13 protein-coding genes and 2 pseudogenes are annotated in these 18,230 nt (G+C 69.7%); 11 read left to right on the top strand and 4 right to left on the bottom strand.

All coding sequences use genetic code 11. The annotated features are described in order from the left end of the window. Positions 1-4: 4 nt before the first annotated feature. The 3 genes and pseudogenes from ACIREI_RS03285 to ACIREI_RS03295 all read left to right on the top strand — a co-directional run. Positions 5-472: pseudogene (locus tag ACIREI_RS03285) on the top strand (alcohol dehydrogenase catalytic domain-containing protein); the annotation flags it as partial. A 31-nt stretch (positions 473-503) separates the two neighbouring features. Beyond that, positions 504-1,178, top strand: a complete 675-nt coding sequence (locus ACIREI_RS03290) for a zinc-binding dehydrogenase (protein WP_403326788.1) — start codon at positions 504-506, stop codon at positions 1,176-1,178. Between the two features lie 33 nt (positions 1,179-1,211). Continuing rightward, the gene (locus ACIREI_RS03295; protein ID WP_403326790.1) at positions 1,212-2,318 is read left to right on the top strand and encodes a flavin monoamine oxidase family protein; all 1,107 of its coding nucleotides are present in this window, start codon (positions 1,212-1,214) and stop codon (positions 2,316-2,318) included. A gap of 179 nt (positions 2,319-2,497) precedes the next feature. Here ACIREI_RS03295 and ACIREI_RS03300 read toward each other — a convergent pair whose 3' ends face one another. Both ACIREI_RS03300 and ACIREI_RS03305 read right to left on the bottom strand, forming a co-directional pair. After that, a complete protein-coding gene (locus tag ACIREI_RS03300) occupies positions 2,498-3,682 on the bottom strand; it encodes a hypothetical protein (protein ID WP_403326792.1) in 1,185 nt (394 codons plus the stop codon). 339 nt (positions 3,683-4,021) lie between these two features. After that, a complete protein-coding gene (locus ACIREI_RS03305) occupies positions 4,022-5,224 on the bottom strand; it encodes an HNH endonuclease (RefSeq protein ID WP_403326794.1) in 1,203 nt (400 codons plus the stop codon). A 399-nt stretch (positions 5,225-5,623) separates the two neighbouring features. On the opposite strand from ACIREI_RS03305, the gene ACIREI_RS03310 reads away from it, so the two are divergent. Continuing rightward, positions 5,624-5,977 carry a VOC family protein gene (locus ACIREI_RS03310; protein ID WP_403326796.1) on the top strand — a complete coding sequence of 118 codons (354 nt, stop codon included), beginning with the start codon at positions 5,624-5,626 and terminating at the stop codon, positions 5,975-5,977. A 557-nt stretch (positions 5,978-6,534) separates the two neighbouring features. On the opposite strand, the gene ACIREI_RS03315 is transcribed toward ACIREI_RS03310, so the two are convergent. Next, a complete protein-coding gene (locus ACIREI_RS03315; RefSeq protein WP_403326798.1) occupies positions 6,535-6,720 on the bottom strand; it encodes a hypothetical protein in 186 nt (61 codons plus the stop codon). Between the two features lie 209 nt (positions 6,721-6,929). On the opposite strand from ACIREI_RS03315, the gene ACIREI_RS03320 reads away from it, so the two are divergent. The 7 genes and pseudogenes from ACIREI_RS03320 to ACIREI_RS03350 all read left to right on the top strand — a co-directional run bounded on the left by ACIREI_RS03320 (position 6,930) and on the right by ACIREI_RS03350 (position 16,489). Continuing rightward, positions 6,930-8,057 (top strand): LacI family DNA-binding transcriptional regulator, encoded by a 1,128-nt coding sequence (locus tag ACIREI_RS03320; RefSeq protein ID WP_403326800.1) that lies wholly within the window; start codon positions 6,930-6,932, stop codon positions 8,055-8,057. A 290-nt stretch (positions 8,058-8,347) separates the two neighbouring features. After that, positions 8,348-9,733: an extracellular solute-binding protein gene (locus tag ACIREI_RS03325; RefSeq protein WP_403326802.1), complete on the top strand. Its 1,386-nt coding sequence runs from the start codon at positions 8,348-8,350 to the stop codon at positions 9,731-9,733. Position 9,734: 1 nt separating this feature from the next. Then, the gene (locus tag ACIREI_RS03330; RefSeq protein ID WP_403326804.1) at positions 9,735-10,658 is read left to right on the top strand and encodes a carbohydrate ABC transporter permease; all 924 of its coding nucleotides are present in this window, start codon (positions 9,735-9,737) and stop codon (positions 10,656-10,658) included. Continuing rightward, positions 10,655-11,575, top strand: coding sequence for a carbohydrate ABC transporter permease (locus ACIREI_RS03335; RefSeq protein WP_403326806.1), 921 nt, complete (start codon positions 10,655-10,657; stop codon positions 11,573-11,575). The genes ACIREI_RS03330 and ACIREI_RS03335 overlap by 4 nt, the downstream gene beginning before the upstream one ends. 28 nt (positions 11,576-11,603) lie before the next feature. Then, positions 11,604-13,745 (top strand): beta-galactosidase, encoded by a 2,142-nt coding sequence (locus ACIREI_RS03340; RefSeq protein WP_403326808.1) that lies wholly within the window; start codon positions 11,604-11,606, stop codon positions 13,743-13,745. 120 nt (positions 13,746-13,865) lie between these two features. Continuing rightward, positions 13,866-15,617, top strand: a pseudogene (locus ACIREI_RS03345) (RICIN domain-containing protein). Positions 15,618-15,694: 77 nt separating this feature from the next. Further along, a complete protein-coding gene (locus tag ACIREI_RS03350; RefSeq protein ID WP_403326810.1) occupies positions 15,695-16,489 on the top strand; it encodes an SAM-dependent methyltransferase in 795 nt (264 codons plus the stop codon). A gap of 82 nt (positions 16,490-16,571) precedes the next feature. On the opposite strand, the gene ACIREI_RS03355 is transcribed toward ACIREI_RS03350, so the two are convergent. After that, positions 16,572-18,221 carry a TlrC/CarA/OleB/SrmB family ABC-F type ribosomal protection protein gene (locus tag ACIREI_RS03355; protein WP_403326812.1) on the bottom strand — a complete coding sequence of 550 codons (1,650 nt, stop codon included), beginning with the start codon at positions 18,219-18,221 and terminating at the stop codon, positions 16,572-16,574. Positions 18,222-18,230: the final 9 nt, after the last annotated feature.

Here is an 18,230-nt window from a genome sequence, read left to right on the forward strand (position 1 = left end):
CCTCATGGCTATAGCCACTATTTATACCCTCATTCACCATGATCCTCTACCGGGGCCGTCCGGGAGGTCTTACGGTGCAGAGCGAAGTCGCGCGCGATATTTCGGGGAGATCCGCGCTCCTATTTCTTTTCAAGGAGAGATTGCCGTGTCCCAGAATGTCAACCGCGTGCACCGGGCCGCCCAGGTCGCGGAGCCCGGGGCCGCCGTACAGGTCGTCCCGGTGCGGGCGCAGTCACCCGGCATCGGCGAGGTGCGTATCGACGTGGCGGCGACCGGTATCTGCGGCGCCGACATCGGTACGGTCCGCAATCCCGCCCCGGCGACCGGGTTCCCGCTCACGGCCGGCCATGAGGTCGCCGGTGTGATCGCGGAGCTCGGGCCCCAGGTGCAGGGGTGGGAGGTGGGGGAGCGGGTGACCGTCGGCTGGTTCGGCGGTAGCTGCGGGTACTGCTCCGCCTGCCGTACCGGGGATGTCGTGCACTGTCCGGAGGAAGGTCCCGGGCATGGCGTATCCCGGCGGCTGGTCCAGCACGATCACGGTGCCCGCCTCCACTCTGGCGCGGGTCCCCGAGGGCCTTACTGCGGAGGAGGCCGCGCCCTTCGGATGCGCCGGCGTCACCACCTTCAACGCCTTGCGGCACTCCGGTGCCGGGCCGGGCGACCTGGTCGCCGTCCTCGGGATCGGGGGCCTGGGACATCTGGCGGTGCAGTTCGCCGCTGCGATGGGGTTCGAGACGGTGGCCATCGGCCGCGGCGAGGACAAGCGCCGGCTCGCCGAGGAACTGGGCGCGCGGCACTACCTCGACACCGAGCGGCAGCAACCCGGTGCGGCGCTGCGGGAGTTGGGCGGGGCGCGGTTGATCCTGTCCACGGCCTCCAGCAGCAAGCCGCTGGCGGAGCTGGTGGACGGGCTCGCCCCGCACGGGCGGCTCACCGTCGTCGGCTTCGACGGATCCCCCCTCCAACTGCCCGTGCCCAAGCTGGTCATGGGGGCTCGCAGCGTCACCGGTCATCTGACCGGCAGCCCCGCCGACACCGAACAGGCCATGCGCTTCGCCGTCGCCACCGGTGTCCGCCCCCGGATGCAGACCGTCCCGCTGGAGGAGGCGCAGCAGGCGCTCGACACCCAGCAGAACGGCAAGGCCCGTTTCCGGATGGTCCTGACGACCGGCGCCTGAGGGCCGTCCGCCACGAGAGAAAGGGAGCTGTACATGCTCCAGCAGGACGGTCACGACGTCGTCGTGGTCGGGGCCGGGATCGCCGGGCTCGCCGCGGCAGCCTCGCTGGTCGCCGCCGGACGCGACACCGTGTGCCTGGAGGCGCGCGAGCGCGTCGGTGGGCGTCTGCTCAGCGCGGCCGCCCCGCCAGGAGGGGGTCTGGATCTGGGGGCCACCTGGTTCTGGGACGGGGAGCGACGGGTCGCGGAACTCGTCGCGCGGCTCGGCATCGACACCTTCGAGCAGCACCTGGCGGGGGACACGCTCGTACAGGACGCCACCGGCGTACGTCGCCTGTCCGGCAACCTGATCGACGCCCCCGCCCGCCGCTTCACCCCGGGAGCCGACACCCTCGCCCGCGCTCTCGCGGCCGAACTACCCACGGACGTCCTACGGCTGGACAGTCCCGTCACCGCGATCCACCGCAGCGCCACCGGCGGGCTCGAAGTCCACACGCGGAACTCGGTGCTGCACGCCGAGCACGTCATTGTGGCCGTCCCTCCCGCGCTCGCCCTCGCGCGCATCGACTTCGGCCCGGAACTGCCCGCGGAGCTGGTCCGCCTCGCCCGGTCGACCCCGGTGTGGATGGGGGCGGTCGCCAAGGTCGTCGCCCGCTACCCCGTTGCCTTCTGGCGTGACGAAGGACTCGCCGGGGCGGCGGCCAGCAGAAGCGGACCACTCCAGGAATTGCACGACATGTCGGGCCCGGGCGGGCGGTCGGCCGCGCTGTTCGGCTTCGCCGCGGTCCAGGCCGTCGGTCCCGACTTCGAGCAGGCGGTGACCGCCCAGCTGGCGCGGCTCTTCGGCCCTGCCGCCGCCGAGCCCGAGACGCTCCACGTACAGGACTGGAGCAGCGAGCAGTGGACCGCTCCACCCGGCGTGCACCGCCTGGCCGACTACTCCCTGTTCGGGCACCCCCTCTACCAGCAGCCCGCGCTCGGCGGCCGGCTGCACTGGGCCTCGACCGAGACGGCCGACCAGTACGCCGGGCACATCGAGGGCGCCCTCACCGCCGCCGAGCGAGCGGTGACGGCGTCCCTGACCACACTCCTCGACAGCGACGAGGCGAACGCATGCTCCGGATTGGCGGATCCGGCATAGCTGAGGCCGGCTGACTTGCCCTCCCGCATCGTCACGGTCTCCACCCGTCCGTTGTCGCCGACGGAGCCCTCCGTTCCGGGAGCCGCGGCAGGGTCGGTCCGGGGGCGCAGGCTCCCCGAGTGCGAGGGGCAGACGTTCGAGCAGTTCGTATGGTGGGTCACACGAGCACGGTGTGCTTGCTACCAGCGAAGCGGCACATCGAACGGACCACCGTCGGGGCCTGGGTGCGCTCCCTCCTCGTAGGACTTGAACGCGGTACCTGTCAGCGGCACGGACGTGTACCCGTCGAAGTAGTGCAGAGGCGTATGGGTGATCAGCAAGAGCCCCAGCCCGAGCGCGACCGCCGCACGCTTCATGTTCTCGTGACCGTCGCACCACATCCACGCCACGATGGTGAGGTTCACGCAGAGCAGGAACGCCCACCGGTGCTGATCCCACCCGCCGAAAGCCAGCAAGAACGGCGCGCCACTCGCGCCCACGGCCAGAGACCGTGTCACCCAGCCGCGCGCGTCCTGGCCGGGCCCGACGACGACGGCCGTCACCACCATGACGACAAGGACGAGCGGAGCCAGGTACAGCGCGACGTTCCAAGGGTCGTAAGCACTCCAGCTCTGGACCTGGGTACGGAAGAAGAGCGCGAGCGCGTCCTCGCGCCAGTTCCATCCACCCTCACTGATCCGCGTGATCAGGTGTTCTCGCGCTCCCGGAACCGCAGGCGGCACGGCGAACAGCACAGCGTTCACCGCCACCGGCAGGATGCTTGCCGCGAACGCGGTGCGTGTCGCCAGCGACGAGCGCCACACGGCCAGCAGCCACACCGGGATCACGGTCAGCGCACTGATCTCATGGGCCATCGGCGCCAGCGTCATCACCAGCGTCGCCGCCCACCACCAGCCGCGGTAGCCGAGCCACAGGGCGACGAACAGCAGGAGGAACAGAGCCTGGTCAAGGTAGCCGACCTCGTGGAACAGGTAGCCGCCCGCCGGGTGAAGGAAGAATGCCACCGGCAGCCATCGCCGGACCGGCGTCGTGGCCCGCACCACAGTGGTGACGATGACGGCGAGCAGCAGCGCCAGGATGCCGAACGAGACCGCCGCATAGAACCAGTAGGCGTTCCCTGCCCACTCGGCGATCGGATAGAGCACGGTCGCGACGAGGAAACGGCGGTGGAAGCCGTCGGCCAGCGACGTCGTCTGAAGCGTCACGGACCAGAGCGACGGCAGCCGAAACCCCGTATAGGCAGCCACCGAAAGGGCCGCGACACACAGCCCACCTGCCCACCACGAATGCGCACTTGAAGCCTGAGGATTGCTGGATGCCGCAGTGCGGGAAAACGCCTGCGAGGGAAGCGAGGTACTGACCACGCACGCAAATTAAGGGCTCTCCACGGCACTTCGTCACGGCCACTCCGTGCAGCGGCCTCTATACCGCTGATCAGGCGCCCGGGATCACCCGGCTGAGTGATCACACCGAGACAGCGAGCGGGCGTCCGGGCCGGCGGGTGCCGTTCTTGCCGCGGACCAGAGCGCGTTCATGGCGTTGAGCGGCCAGGACGTCGGGGGGCGGGCGTTGTGGTTGCGCTGGCGCAGGCAGGCAGCGGTGCAACTCCCGTGTCTGGGCGGCGTGGTTGGGATGGTTCGAGTTGGCGAGGGCTGCCGCAGCGGTCCGAAGCGAGTCTCGATGGGTGATCGCCGCGAACAGCATCAGACCGTATGCGGCATCGCATTGTGGCGCTCCGCCGCGACGCGGAGCAGGATTTCGCGCAGCACTTCGCGTGTACGTCCACGCGTCTTCACGGCATGACAATTTGGGCAGAGCGCCACCATTTGACTCGGGTGATCGCGACCGCCGCTGGCGAGGTCCACCACGTGATCGATTTCGAGTATCGGATGATTCCGGTCGGTCACATCGGCAGGCTGGCCCGTGCACTGCGGGTTCTCGCAGCGTCCTTTGCTTCGGCGCAGGACGAGATGGCGGGCGGCACGTGAGCGCCTAGGACGCTGCGTGGTGTGGAAGACCCGTTCTTCACGGAATTTCGCTTCCCGCTGCTCGACCAGCCTGCAACCGCGCTCGTATTCGGCCGCCGAGATGAGCCACTGCTCCGGCTCCTGCTCGGTCGTCTCAGGGAGGTCGTTCGCCTCGACGTCGCTCAAACCGACGTCAGCGAGAAGCGGAGCGCAGTCGAGGCCGTCGAAGAAGGCGTCGACAAGCTCGTCGATCACGGCAAGGCGGGTTATCTCGGAGTCTCGGAACAACGCGTACAGGGGATCGGCCAGGCCCCCGACTGGTTGGTTGGCAGCGAACCAGCGGCGCACCTTCGCGTCACCGTGGGCAGTGGGTACGGGTTCCGTGTAGTCGTGCAACGTCCAGATCCCGACACGGTGGAGAGAGGCGATCGGATAGTCCGGGCGTGGCCGTTCACCTCTCACACCGTGTCGGTCCAGGAGGGTCTTGAGAGCCTCCTCGGTTTCGAGCCAGGGAAGCAGCCGGGGTTCGCCACGCAGCGCTCGGCCCATCGCCCACAGCAGTGTGATCGGTTGGTAGAGGGCGGGGAGACCGGAGGAACGGTTCACCTTCAGATGAGTGACACGGTGGACGAGGTCGTCAGGGGTGAGACCGGTCACCGGATGTTCCTCCGCGATGTCGAAACCGAGGCTCCTCAGCAGGCCGGCGGCGTGCGCCGCGCCGCCGGAGAAGTCGCTCGCAGCCAGCGGCCGCTGACCGGACAGGAAACCGTGCGCGACACCGATGATCGCCTTGGAGTCGTAGTGCTTGCCCTCGTGCGACAGCAGGTAGCGGCGAGCGGGTCGGAAGCCGTGACGCTTGAGGAAGGCGTCACGACCGAGCCGATCGCACTCTTCGATCGCCTTCTCGACCTCACGGCGTGTTATGTCGGTCAGCGCCATGCCAGAACACTACGTGAAGGGGCTGACCTGCCCTGGTGGCGCCGCCCGTCTCGCGGTCGGCGGCGAACTGAGGCCGGTCCGAAGGCCTACCAGGCGTGCGCGTGGTTCGCCGACCGCCCGAGTGCCGTGCATCCTGATCCCGCCGAGGCAGTGGCGCAGCCCCAGAGGACCCAGATGTGCCAGTGCGGATTGTTGCCATCCGGGGCCCACAGGACTGCGTCGACGGACGTTCAGGAACCGCCCACCTCACGGACGCTGTTCGGTCGGTTGTCTACTTCCGCTGATCGTCCGGGACATGCGACCACGCAGTTGGTCGGTGTCGTCGGGACTCCAGGACCAGGTGGGCCACCGGCTCGGTGGGCCTGTTGTCCGCAGCCCTGGCAGGCTTAAGCTCTCCGGATGACCTTGGAATGGGAACAGGTAATCGTTCACTCGGCGGATCCGGTGGCCTTGGGGCAGTGGTGGGCCGAGGCCCTTGGCTGGGTTGTGGTCCACTCCTCCGATGAGGAGTTCGAGATCCGCCCGGAGCCGGATCGCCTGCCGGGGTTGGACTTCGTCCGGCTTGATGAGGCCAAGAAGGCCAAGAGCCGGCTGCATCTCGACTTCAGGCCCGATGATCAGGAAGCCGAAGTGGCTCGGCTGGTGGCTCATGGCGCACAGCGTGTTGATATCGGCCAGGGCGATCAATCGTGGGTTGTGCTGGCAGACCCCGAAGGTAACGAGTTCTGCATCCTCGGCCAGCGGCGTCAGTAAGGCTCGCGCCGATGTGGGGCCGATAGTGCATGGCTGTGGCGGGGCTGACGATCAGATCTCCTCACTCGCGCGGTGAGGGTCCTTTTCCGGCGCCCGCCGTCAGCCTTCCGTCGCGTGGGCTTTGGGCGCGGCGGAGGTACCGGTGGTCTGTGGGGCGGCGACTGACGGACGGTCGGGTGGTCCTCCCCAGCGCCTGGTCGAGCTGCTCGGTGCGCAAGCCGCGGCAGGTGTCGGCGTCCTTCGCGAGCGCCGGTCGCCCGGAGCGCGATGAGGATCCATGCGGCGAGGGAGACCAGCGAGAGGGCCTGGCCGGTGCGGCGCGGGGGCCGGCCGTTGACGACGTAGGTGCAGGCGCGTGCCCACAGGCCGACGGCGGGCAGCCGTCAGGTGCGGGGGACGGCGGGGGCGGTGCGGCGCAGGACGGGCGTGATCGCGCTGCCCATGAGCTGAGCCCCTGAGACCCGCCCGCTTCTCCCCGGAGGCTCCACCGGCCGATCCCGTGGCCGCACCGTGCCCGTCCAGCCGATGCCCGGGCGCGGTGTTCCCGTTCGCCGCGATCACACGTTGCGGATCATCGCGTCGCGCACCTCTGCAGTATCCATGAACTGCTTGAAGCGGACGATCAGTCCACCGCCGACGACGGCGCAGTGCGCGACCCGCAGGTCGATCCGCTTGCCGGCCGCCTCCTTCCCGGTCGTGATCTCCCGCTGCCCGCCCTGCTGCTCGCCCTGCCCGTCCTGCACCGGCGGCTTCAAGGCCTGCCGCAGGTGCCCGTCAGAGGGCGCGTACCTCGCCGTGGACCGGCCGTCGTGCTGTGTGAAGTCTTGACACGTCCTGTTCGACTGCGTAGATATGACACCGCAGTCATGACAGCGCAGTCATACAGGGCACGGCTCCTGGCGACTGGCTCTGACTCGCTAGGATCTGAGCCGCCGGACATCGGGAGACACCAATGACGCGAGTGGGAGGACAGGGCGGGAGCCCTGGCGCGCCCCGTGCCGTGGACGTGGCCCGGCGGGCCGGCGTCTCGCAGAAGACGGTCTCCCGGGTCTTCAACGGTGAGCGCTACGTCTCCGACGACGTCCGTCGGCGTGTGCTCGAAGCCGCCGGACAGCTCGGCTACCGGATGAACAGTGCGGCCCGGGCACTGGCCTCGGGGCGCACCCGCTCCATCGGCGTGGTCACGCTGGGGACCGCCCTGTACGGGCCGGCCTCGCTGCTCATCGGCATCGAGCGGGCCGCCCGGGACGCGGGCTATGCGCTCCGGGTGGTCAACACACTGGAGGGCGACCCGGGAGGTGTCGCCGGGGCCGTGGACTCGCTGCTCGAACAGGGCGTGGACGGCATCGTCGTATCCGAACCGATCGACGAGGGGTCGGCCGCCCTCAGCGTCGACGTGCCGGTCCTGGTGCTCGGTGCGCCCGCGACGTTCGGCGGTCACCGGGCCGTGACCGCGGGCGTCGGTGCCGAGTCGCTGGCGCGGGCGGCCACCGAACACCTACTGGACCTCGGTCATGTGACGGTCCATCACCTCGCCGGTCCGCAGCGGTGGTTCGCCGCCCGGGACCGCATCGAGGGCTGGCGGGCGGCGCTGTCGGCGCGCGGCAGACACCATCCGCCCGTCATCGAGGGCGACTGGTCGGCCGCCTCCGGCTACGCCGCGGGCCGCGAACTCGCCTCCGCCGATGACGTCACCGCGGTGTTCGCCGCCAACGACGACATGGCCATCGGCCTGATCCGCGCTCTGACGGAAGCCGGACTGCAGGTGCCGGACGACGTCAGTGTCGTCGGCTTCGACGACATCCCCGTCTCCGCCTACGTCGCTCCTCCGCTGACCACCGTGCGCCAGCCGTTCGACGCCGTGGCGCACGAAGGGCTCCGGCTCCTGGTGCAGGCCATCGAGAAACCGGACGCGGAACCTGCAACAGCGAGCGATCCGCCCGTCGAACTGATCGTCCGGGCCTCGACCGCACCCCCGTCGGACCGGAAGCCCTCAGCACACGGACGGCGCCCGGCCTCCGGCACCGACGGCTCGCCACACGCACCACCGGCCGGAAGCGGACCGCCCGCCACCGACTGAGCAGCACCCCGGCCCGAGCGGCACCCGCTCGCGGCCGGGCGGCGAGCCCGCGCCCGCGTCGGCCACCGCCCCGCAAAAACCTTCCACGACCGTGGACTTCCGCTGTACGGCACGGCACCTGACGCGTGTGCCGGCCCAGCCCCGCGCGACGCCCACCCGAACATGGCGACCCCAATGCCCTGGTAGCGACGTCCGCGCCTCGCCCGTCCTCACCCCTCTTCTCTCTTCCGACCCATGTGACGCGCCCTCGCCAGGCGCGCCGTCCCTATGCCCACCGGCGGGAGTTCACCATGCCCCGATCCTTCGTTCCCACGTCCCCCATGAGCCGTCGGCGGTTCCTCACCGCGACCGGAGCGCTCTCCCTCGGCGGCGCGCTCGCCGCGTGCGGCGGCAGCGGCTCGGGCGGCTCCTCCGCCTCCGCCAAGCCGGTCAGCCAGGCCGACATCGACAAGGCGATGAAGACGCCGACCCAGCTGACGTTCTGGACCTGGGCTCCGGACATCCAGCACGAGGTCGCGCTCTTCGAGCAGAAGTACCCCGCGATCAAGGTCAAGGTCGTCAACGCAGGCCAGGGCGTCGAGCACTACACCAAGCTGCGCACCGCCCTCAAGGCCGGCACCGGCGCACCCGACATGGCGCAGATCGAGTACCAGGCGGTCCCCACCTTCACGATCACCGACAGCCTGCTGGACCTGAGCCCGTACGGCGCCGCCGAGCTGAAGGACCAGTTCGTCGACTGGACGTGGGGACAGGTCAGCGGGCCCGGTGGCGAGGTCTGGGCGATCCCGCAGGACACCGGACCGATGGGCATGCTGTACCGCAAGGACATCTTCGACAAGCACGGCATCCAAGTGCCGGGGACCTGGGAGGAGTTCGCGGCCGCGGCCCGCAAGCTCCACAAGGCCGACCCGGACGTCTACCTGACCAACCTCGCGGCGAACGAGCCCGCCGCCTGGCACGGCCTGCTGTGGCAGGCGGGCGCGAAGCCGTACGCCACCTCCGGCAAGAGCGACCTCTCCATCAGCGTCGACGACGCGGTCTCCAAGAAGCTCGCCGAGTACTGGGGCGGGCTCGCGAAGGAAGGCGTCATCAGCACCGACCCGGACTTCACCGACGGCTGGTACGCCGGGTTCAACAAGGGCAAGTACGCCACCTGGCTCACCGCGGCCTGGGGTCCTGCGTTCCTGTCCGGTTCCGCCAAGGCCACGGCGGGCAAGTGGCGGGCGGCGCCGCTGCCGCAGTGGGACGCGGCCAAGCCGGTCTCCGGCAACTGGGGAGGCTCCACGACCGCCGTGATCCGCTCCACCAAGAACCCGATCGCGGCTGCCCGGTTCGCCCAGTTCCTCAACAGCGACCCGGCGAGCGCCAAGATGTTCGCCACCAAGCAGTTCTTCTTCCCGGCGACCAAGGCCCTGCTCGCGGACCCGAGTTACACCGGCGACGCGCCCGCCTTCTACGGCGGCCAGAAGGTCAACGAGATCTTCGCCGACATCAGCGACACGGTCCCGACCTCCTTCCAGTGGCCGCCGTTCCTGGACCAGGCGGCGAAGGACTGGACCGAGACCGTCGGCAAGTCCCTCGCCGACCAGGCCGACACCGTCGCCGCCCTCGGCACCTGGCAGTCCCGGCTGACGACGTACGCCAAGAACCAGGGCTTCACGGTCAAGGGGGCCTGAGATGGCAGCCACCACGGCCGCATACGACAGGAAGCAGCGCCGAGCCGGACCGCCGCGTCGCCGGCTCGGCGGGCCGGGGCCCCTGTTCGTGGCCCCGTTCCTGATCCTCTTTCTCCTGCTGTTCCTCGCTCCGCTCGGCTACGCCGCCTACCTCAGCCTCTTCCAGCAACGCCTCATCGGCGGCACGGTCTTCGTCGGCCTCGACAACTACGTCACCGCCCTCAAGGACCCCCTCCTCCTGCACGGCGTCGGCCGAGTGGCCCTGTTCTTCGTGATCCAGGTCCCGCTGATGCTGCTGCTGGCCCTGGTGTTCGCGCTCGCCCTCGACAGCGGCCTGCTGCGGCTGGCGCGCGTGATCCGGCTGGGCATATTCGTGCCGTACGCGGTCCCGAGCGTCGTCGCCGCGCTCATGTGGGGCTATCTGTACGGCCCCGACTTCGGCCCGTTCGCCCAGCTGAGCCGGGAACTGGACATCCCGGCCCCGCACTTCCTCAGTGAGGGCTGGATGCTCGGCAGCCTGGCGAACATCGTGACCTGGGAGTTCGTCGGCTACAACATGATCATCCTGTACGCGGCCCTGCGCACCGTCCCACAGGACCTGTACGAGGCGGCCGCGATGGACGGGGCGGGCGCCTGGCGGATCGCCTGGTCGATCAAACTGCCCGCGCTGCGGCCCGCGCTCCTGCTGACCCTGCTGTTCTCGGTGATCGGCAGCTTCCAGCTGTTCAACGAGCCGAACCTGCTGATGAAGATCGCCCCGGAGGTCATCAGCAGCTCCTACACCGCCAACCTCTACGCCTACTCCCTCGCCTTCACCGGAAACCAGCTCAACTACGCGGCCACGGTCTCCTTCCTCCTCGGGCTGGTCATCGTCATCGCCTCCTACGTCGTACTCCTCACCGCGAACCGCAGGAGGGCCGCATGACGACCACCGTGCAGCCGCCGGCGACCGCATCGGCCCCCACCGCACCCGTGCGGCACCGGCCCGCTGCCCGCCGCCGCAGTACTCCACTGACCGTCGCCATGCTGGCGGCCCTGGCCTACTTCCTGCTCCCGCTGTTCTGGCTGCTGGTCGCCTCGACCAAGGGCACCCAGGACCTGATCAACAGCTTCGGCCTGTGGTTCTCCGACGCCCCGCAGCTGTGGGCGAACATCAAGGCCACCTTCACCCAGGACGACGGCGTCTTCGTGGACTGGCTGCTCAACACCGCCGTGTACGCCGTCGTCAGCGCGGTCGGCGCCGCGCTGCTGGCGGCCGCCGCCGGATACGGCTTCGCCAAGTTCCGCTTCCGCGGCGACCGTGCCGCGTTCAACCTGGTCCTCGGCGCCATCATGGTCCCGGCGACCGCGCTGGCGATCCCGACCTATCTGCTGTTCGCCGAGGTCGGCCTGGTCAACACCCCCTGGGCGATCATCCTGCCCTCTCTCGTCAACCCCTTCGGCCTCTACCTCATGCGTATCTACGCGGCCGACGCCGTCCCGGACAGCCTCCTGGAGGCCGCCCGCATCGACGGGGCGGGGGAGGCACGGATCTTCTTCCGGATCGCGCTCAGGCTGCTCGCTCCCGGCCTCGTCACCGTCCTGTTGTTCACGCTCGTGGCGACCTGGAACAACTACTTCCTGCCACTGATCATGCTCAACGACCCGAATCTGTACCCCATCACGGTCGGCCTCTCCTCCTGGGCCGCGCAGGCGCAGAACGGCGGGGCCGGCGCCAGCAGCGACATGCTCCCGCTCGTCGTGACCGGCTCCCTGATCTCCATCGTGCCGCTCGTCATCGCCTTTCTCCTGCTCCAGCGCTACTGGCAGAGCGGCCTGGCCACCGGCGGCGTCAAGCAGTAACTCCCTCTCATCTCCCGGAGGTTCCTTCATGGCGGAACTGCCCGCCCGCGTCCTTTTCGGCGCCGCGTACTACCACGAGTACACGCCCGAGTACGACCCCCGACTGCGGCCCGACGAACGGCTCAAGACGGACCTCGACCTGATGGCCGGGGCGAACTTCACCGTGATCCGGGTGGGCGAGTCGGTCTGGTCGACCTGGGAGCCTGCGAGCGGCCGCTTCGAACTCGACTGGCTCCAGCCGGTGCTCGACGGCGCCCACGAGCGCGGCATCTCCGTCATCCTCGGCACCCCGACCTACGCCGTACCGCCGTGGCTGGCCCGCCAGTACCCGGAGATCACCGGGGAGTACGCCACCGGCCGGCGCATCGGCTGGGGCGGTCGGCAAGAGGCCGACTTCACCCACCCCGCCTTCCGCTTCCATGCCGAGCGGGTCATCCGGAAGATCGTCGAACGATACGCCGACCACCCGGCGGTCATCGGCTGGCAGGTCGACAACGAACCCGGCCTGCACCTCTTCCACAACCAGGGCGTCTTCCAGCGCTTCGTCGACCACCTGCGCGACAAGTACGGGGACGTCGAGACCCTCAACCGTGAATGGGGCCTGGTCTACTGGTCCCACCGGCTCTCCGACTGGGCCGACCTGTGGACCCCGGACGGCAACGCCCAGCCCCAGTACGACGTCGCCTGGCGGGAGTTCCAGGCCCGCCAGGTCACCGAGTTCATCGGCTGGCAGGCGGACATCGTGCGGGAGTACGCCCGCCCCGAGCACTTCGTCACCACCTGCATCTCCTACACCCGGCAGGGCGTGGCCGACGACGAACTGTCCGCCCGCCTCGACATCGCCTCCGGCAACCCGTACTACGACATGCAGGACGGCCTCCTGCTCCCCGACCCCACTCCCGACGGCCACGAGCAGGTGTGGAAGACCACGGGCGTGTGGTCGATGTACCAGACCGCCGACTGGATGTTCTCCTCCCGCCAGGAGCCGTTCCTGGTCACCGAGACCAACGCGAGTTCCATCGGCTTCGCCTGGGACAACAGCCCCGCCTATGACGGCCAGTGGCGGCAGGCCGCCTGGGCGCACGTGGCGCGCGGCGCGCGCATGATCGAGTACTGGCAGTGGCAGACGCTGCGCTTCGGCGCCGAGACCTACTGGGGCGGCGTCCTGCCGCACAGCGGACAGCCCGGCCGTGCCTACGCCGAACTCGCCCGCCTGGGCGCCGAGTTCGAGCAGGCCGGACCGCTGGTCGCGGGACTGGAGCCGGACGCCGACATCACGGTGGTCTACTCGACGCCCAGCAAGTGGCTGATGCAGAAGCACCCACCGCTCGCGACCCCGGACGGCGACCCCGACGCCGCCGCCTACCACCGCATCCTCGACCCCTTCTACCGCGGCGCGTTCGAGGCGGGCCGCCTGGTGCGGATCGTGCACGCCCGCCAACTGCACGACCCGAGCGGCGAGCGCGCGGGCATGGCGCCGCAGGAGGCCGCGCGCCGTCACCCGGTGCTGGTGGTACCGGCGTTGTACCTCGCAAGCGACGCGACCCTCGACTGGCTCGCCTCCTACGCCGACGCGGGCGGCCACCTGGTCCTCGGCCCGCGCACCGGATACGCCGACCACGAGGCCAGGGCCCGGCTGGAGCCGCAACCAGGACGTCTCACCGAGACAGCGGGCGTCACGTACGACGAGTTCAGCAACCTCGCGAGCGACCTCCCCGTCCACTCCGTGCCCGGCGGCCCGCTCCCACTGCCGCAGGACGCGACGGCGACCCGCTGGGCCGACGGCCTCACCGTCACCGACGCCGACGTCCTCGCCGCATACGACCATCCGCACTTCGGCCGCTGGCCCGCGATCACCACCCGCCGCCACGGCGCGGGCCGCGTCACCTGCGTCGGCACGATCCCCGGCCGCTCCCTCGCCCGCGCACTGGCGCAATGGCTCGCGCCCTCCGCGATCAGCGGCTGGGACGACCTGCCGGAGACCGTCACCGCGACGACCGGGACGTCCCCCGACGGACGTCGCGTTCACGTGATCCACAACTGGAGCTGGGAGCCGGCCCGCGTGGCGGCTCCGATGGAGCTGTCCGATGTCCTGCTCGGCGGTCGTATCCCCGCGGGCAGCGCGCTGGAGCTGGGCGCGTGGGACGTACGGGTGCTCGTCACCGAGTAGGCACCGGCGGCCCCGCACGAGGGCCGTCGGCACGGCATCACCGAGGTCATCCCCAAAGGAGGGGCCATGCACGGAAGCAGGCTGAGAAAGACGCTGGGAACCTTCGTCGCGGCATCCGCGATGCTGGCGATACCCGCGTCCGGAGCGCAGGCGTACAACCCGACGGGCGGAACGCTGTACCAGCTCGGGAACGAGCCATGTCTGAAGGGGCGCGGCAACTGCGCGGTCTACCCGAAGTCGGCGCAGCTGCCGAGCGGACGGCTGGTCGCGTCGTTCGAGAGGTCCACGGTCGTCCCGGAGACGGGAAGCGCGGACAGGCAGACCCTCCCGGTGTACAGGAGCGACGACCACGGCACGACATGGCAGCCGCTGTCCGAGGTCAAGGCTCCGGCGTACCTCTCCAGCGACCCGCGGTACGCGAAGTACACGAGCAACTGGACCAACCCGTACCTCTACGTCCTGCCGCAGGACGTCGGCAACCTGAAGCAGGGCACCCTGCTCCTCGCGAGTGTCGTCTCGGGCGACGACTACTACTACAAGGAGCACAAGGCCGCCGACCCCAACTGGACGCCGACCAACGACGGGGACCGCAAGGACCTGGCGATCGCCCTGTACTCCAGCACCGACGACGGCGCGACATGGAAGGTCGTCAACGTCATCGCCACCGGCGGCTGGCAGGGCGGCAGCGCGGGCGCGACCGGCCAGAACATCGCCGCCGCGAACACGAACAAGCAGGTGGATCCCCTCTGGGAGCCGTACCTGATGGTCCACAAGGGCCAACTCGTCTGCTACTACTCCGACGAGAACGACTACACCGGCTTCAACGCCACCACAGGCGTCCCCACCCTGGATCCCGCCAACGACACCGCCACGGACTCCAAGGGCCAGATCCTCGTCCACAAGACCTGGGACGGCCGCAGCGCGGCGTGGAGCGCCCCCGTCGTCGACATCGCCGGACTGACCCAGGACATGGGCGGCGGCAAGACGGAGATCGGCGGCGGTCGGCCGGGCATGACGAACGTCGTCCGGACCACGGACGGCAAGTGGCTGCTGACCTTCGAGTACTGGGGCGGCGGAGCCAACACCAGGTACGTGCTCGCCGACGACCCGCTGAAGTTCTACCGCGGCTCCGCCACGGGCACGGGCGTCACCTCACTGCCGCTGGACACCGGGTCGCGGGCTCTGGCGACGGGCGGCAGCCCGGTCCTCATCAGGCTTCCCGGCGGTCGCCTGGTCTACAACGCCGCAGGCAGCGGCAATGTCTGGGTCAACGAGAGCGGACGCAGCGACGGCGCCTGGAAGGAGTACCAGACGACCTCGCAGGCCGGCTACAGCCGCAACCTGCAGTACGTCGAGGGCACCGGCCGCGTCTCCATCCTCAACAACCAGGGCACGTCGACGCTCCGCTTCGCCGAGGTCGACCTCGGCCACTCGGACGGCGCCTACCACCAACTCGTCAACCGCAGGACCGACCAGGTGATCGGCACCGGAAACAAGACCAACGACGCGAACATCGGCAACGGAGACGTTCCCGACGTCCGCCTGGAGGCGCCCGGTTCGGTGGCGAACGGCGACACCTAGTACTGGCACGTGGTGACCGAGCCGAACGGCGGCGTGACCCTTCTCAACAAGTCGGGCGGCCGCGCGGCGGCCATCTGGACCGGGAACGCGACGGTCGGCCAGCGGATCGGCCAGTGGGTCGACAACAGCGCCACGGGCAGCTGGAACCTCGTCAAAACCACCGACGGCTTCTACAAGTTGCAGTCGGTCAAGAACCCCAGCCTGTACCTCACCGGCGCGACCGCCGGAGCGCCGCTGACCCTGCAGAACGCGGTCGACGACGGTTCACAGGACTGGGAGCTCGTCCAGTAGGTTGCGGCCACCCCGACGACCGCGCCGCCGCCACGTCTAGGTTATGCAGTGACGTCCGCTCAACTCGGGGAGCCCCTATGTCAATTGAACGCCCGCTCATCAACAGCGGCGTGCCGCACTCCGCCCGGATCTGGAACTACTGGCTCGGCGGCAAGGACTGCTACGAGATCGACCGGCAGGTCGGCGACCAGATAGCCGGCGCCAACCCGGCGATCCTCGACATCGCCCTGGCACAGCGGGCGTTCCTCGTCAGGACGGTGGAGTACCTCGTCCGGGAGGCCGGTATACGTCAGTTCCTCGACGTGGGTACCGGCCTGCCCACCGCGAACAACACCCACGAGGTCGCCCAGAGACTGGTCCCGGAAACCCGGATCGTCTACGTCGATCACGACCCGGTAGTCCTGGCCCATGCCGAGGCCCTCCTCACCAGCACGCCCGAAGGGGCCACGGACTACATCGACGCCGACCTGCGCGACCCCGAGGCCATCCTGGAACAGGCCGCCAAGACACTGGACTTCGGCCGGCCGGTCGCGCTGATCCTGCTGGGCATCACCGCCCACATCACCGACGACACCGTCTACGACATCGTCGGCCGCCTCATGGACGCCCTGCCCTCCGGCAGCCACCTCGTGCTCTGCGACGACACGGAGGTGATCAACCCGCGCCAGATGCGCGAGATGATCGAGCAGTGGAACGAGGCGAGCGACAACCCGCGCGTCAACCGCAGCCCGCAGGAACTCGCCCGGTTCTTCGAGGGCCTGGAGCTGCTGGAGCCCGGCGTGGTCTCCGTCTCCCGGTGGCGGCCCAGCGAGTCCGGTGAGGAAGTCCCCGCCGAGGTCGACGACTTCGGCGGGGTGGCGCGAAAGCCGTAGCGCCTGCACCGGCCACAACTACCGCGCCGCCGGCGGGTCAGCCCGAACGCGCTGTCCCGCCTGGCGTCGGGACCTGCGGGTCTCAGCTCACTGCGGCCTCCTGAACCTGTGCCACGTGCCCGGCGTTGAGTTCCAGGTGCGTGCCGGTGAAGCGGGTGCGCATGCGGCGGTCGTGGGTGACGACGACCACCGCGCCCCGGTAGCCGGACAGAGCTCCTTCCAGTTCCTCGACCAGGGCGGGGGAGAGGTGGTTGGTGGGCTCGTCGAGCAGCAGCAGGTCGACGGGTTCGCTCACCAGGCGGGCCAGCTCGATCCGGCGCCGCTGCCCGTAGGACAGTTGGTCCACTTTCAGGCGCAGGTCGGAGGGGCTGAACAGGCCGAGCGAGAGGAGGTGGTCGGTGTGTTCGTCCAGGTCCCCTCCACGACCGTACGCGAACGCCTGCGGGACCGTGAGGCGAGGCGGCCACGGAGTCTCCTCCTGCCTCAGGTGCCCCACTCGGCCCCGTGTGCTCACCGTCCCCTCGTCGGGCCTCAGCTCACCCGCCAGTACCCGCATCAGCGTCGTCTTGCCCGCCCCGTTGGGCCCGGTGATCAACAGCCGCTCCTCGCCGCCGATCCGCAGTGACGGCACGTGCAGCCGGTCCCCGACACGGATGTCGGCGAGCTCCGCCGCGGTCTGCGACGTGCGGCCGTCGGCTGTCGTCATGCGGGCGGCGAACACCAGAGGTTCGGGCGGCGGCGCGACGGGATGGTCCGTCAGCCGTTCGACACGCTCCTTCGCGTTGCGGATGCGGCCCATCGCCCCGTGACCACGGCTACGGGTGCGGAAGCCGCCATGGCCGAACACGGCGAACGGCAGCTTGCGCGGGATCGCCTCCAGCCGTGCCACGTTCGTGGCGGCCAGTTTCTGGTTGCGGGCCAGCTCCGCGCACCAGTCCTCGTACTCCCGCAGACGGCGCCGCCGCTCGGCGGCCTTGGCGGCGAGATAGCCGTCGTAGCCGTCGCCGTACCGTGTCACCTTGCCCTCACCGACCTCCAGGATCGTGGTGGTGACCCGTTCCAGGAACACCCGGTCGTGGGTGACCGCGAGCACGGTGCCGCGATGCGCCCGCAGGTGGGCCTCCAGCCAGCCCACGGCCTGGTCGTCCAGATCGTTGGTCGGCTCGTCCAGCAGCAACAGTTCCGGCTGCGCGGCCAGGGTCGCGGCCAGCGCCAGCCGTGACCGCTCGCCGCCCGACAGGGTGCCCAGGGGCCTGTCCCGTGCCAGACCGGGCAGCCCGAGCCCGTGCAGGGCGATGTCCACCCGGGCGTCGGCCTCGTAACCGGCGCGTGCCTCGTACTGGGCGACCAGATGGGCGTAGGCGTCCAGCGCGACGGTGAGCTCCGCTTCCGCCAGGCCCTTGAGCCCGGCTTCGGCGCGGCGTATCCGCGCCTCCAGATCGCGTAGATCGGCGAGGGCCAGATCCACCGCGTCCTGGACGCTCGCCTCGGGTGGAAGGGCGAGCGACTGGGCGAGATGGCCGACACCGCCGGGCGCGATCACGGTCAGCTCGCCGTTGTCGGGCCGGTCCTGACCGGCGATCAGCCGCAGCAGGGTGGACTTTCCGGCCCCGTTGTCGCCGATGACGCCGGCTTTCTCGCCGGGCCTGACGCTGAAGGACACGTCGTCCAGCACGACGTGGGCGTCATAGCGGCGGGTGACGTTCTGAAGAGATAGCTGTGCGGTGAACATGGAAGAGTC

The organism is Streptomyces sp. NPDC093591, assembly GCF_044764885.1.
Lineage (GTDB): Bacteria > Actinomycetota > Actinomycetes > Streptomycetales > Streptomycetaceae > Streptomyces.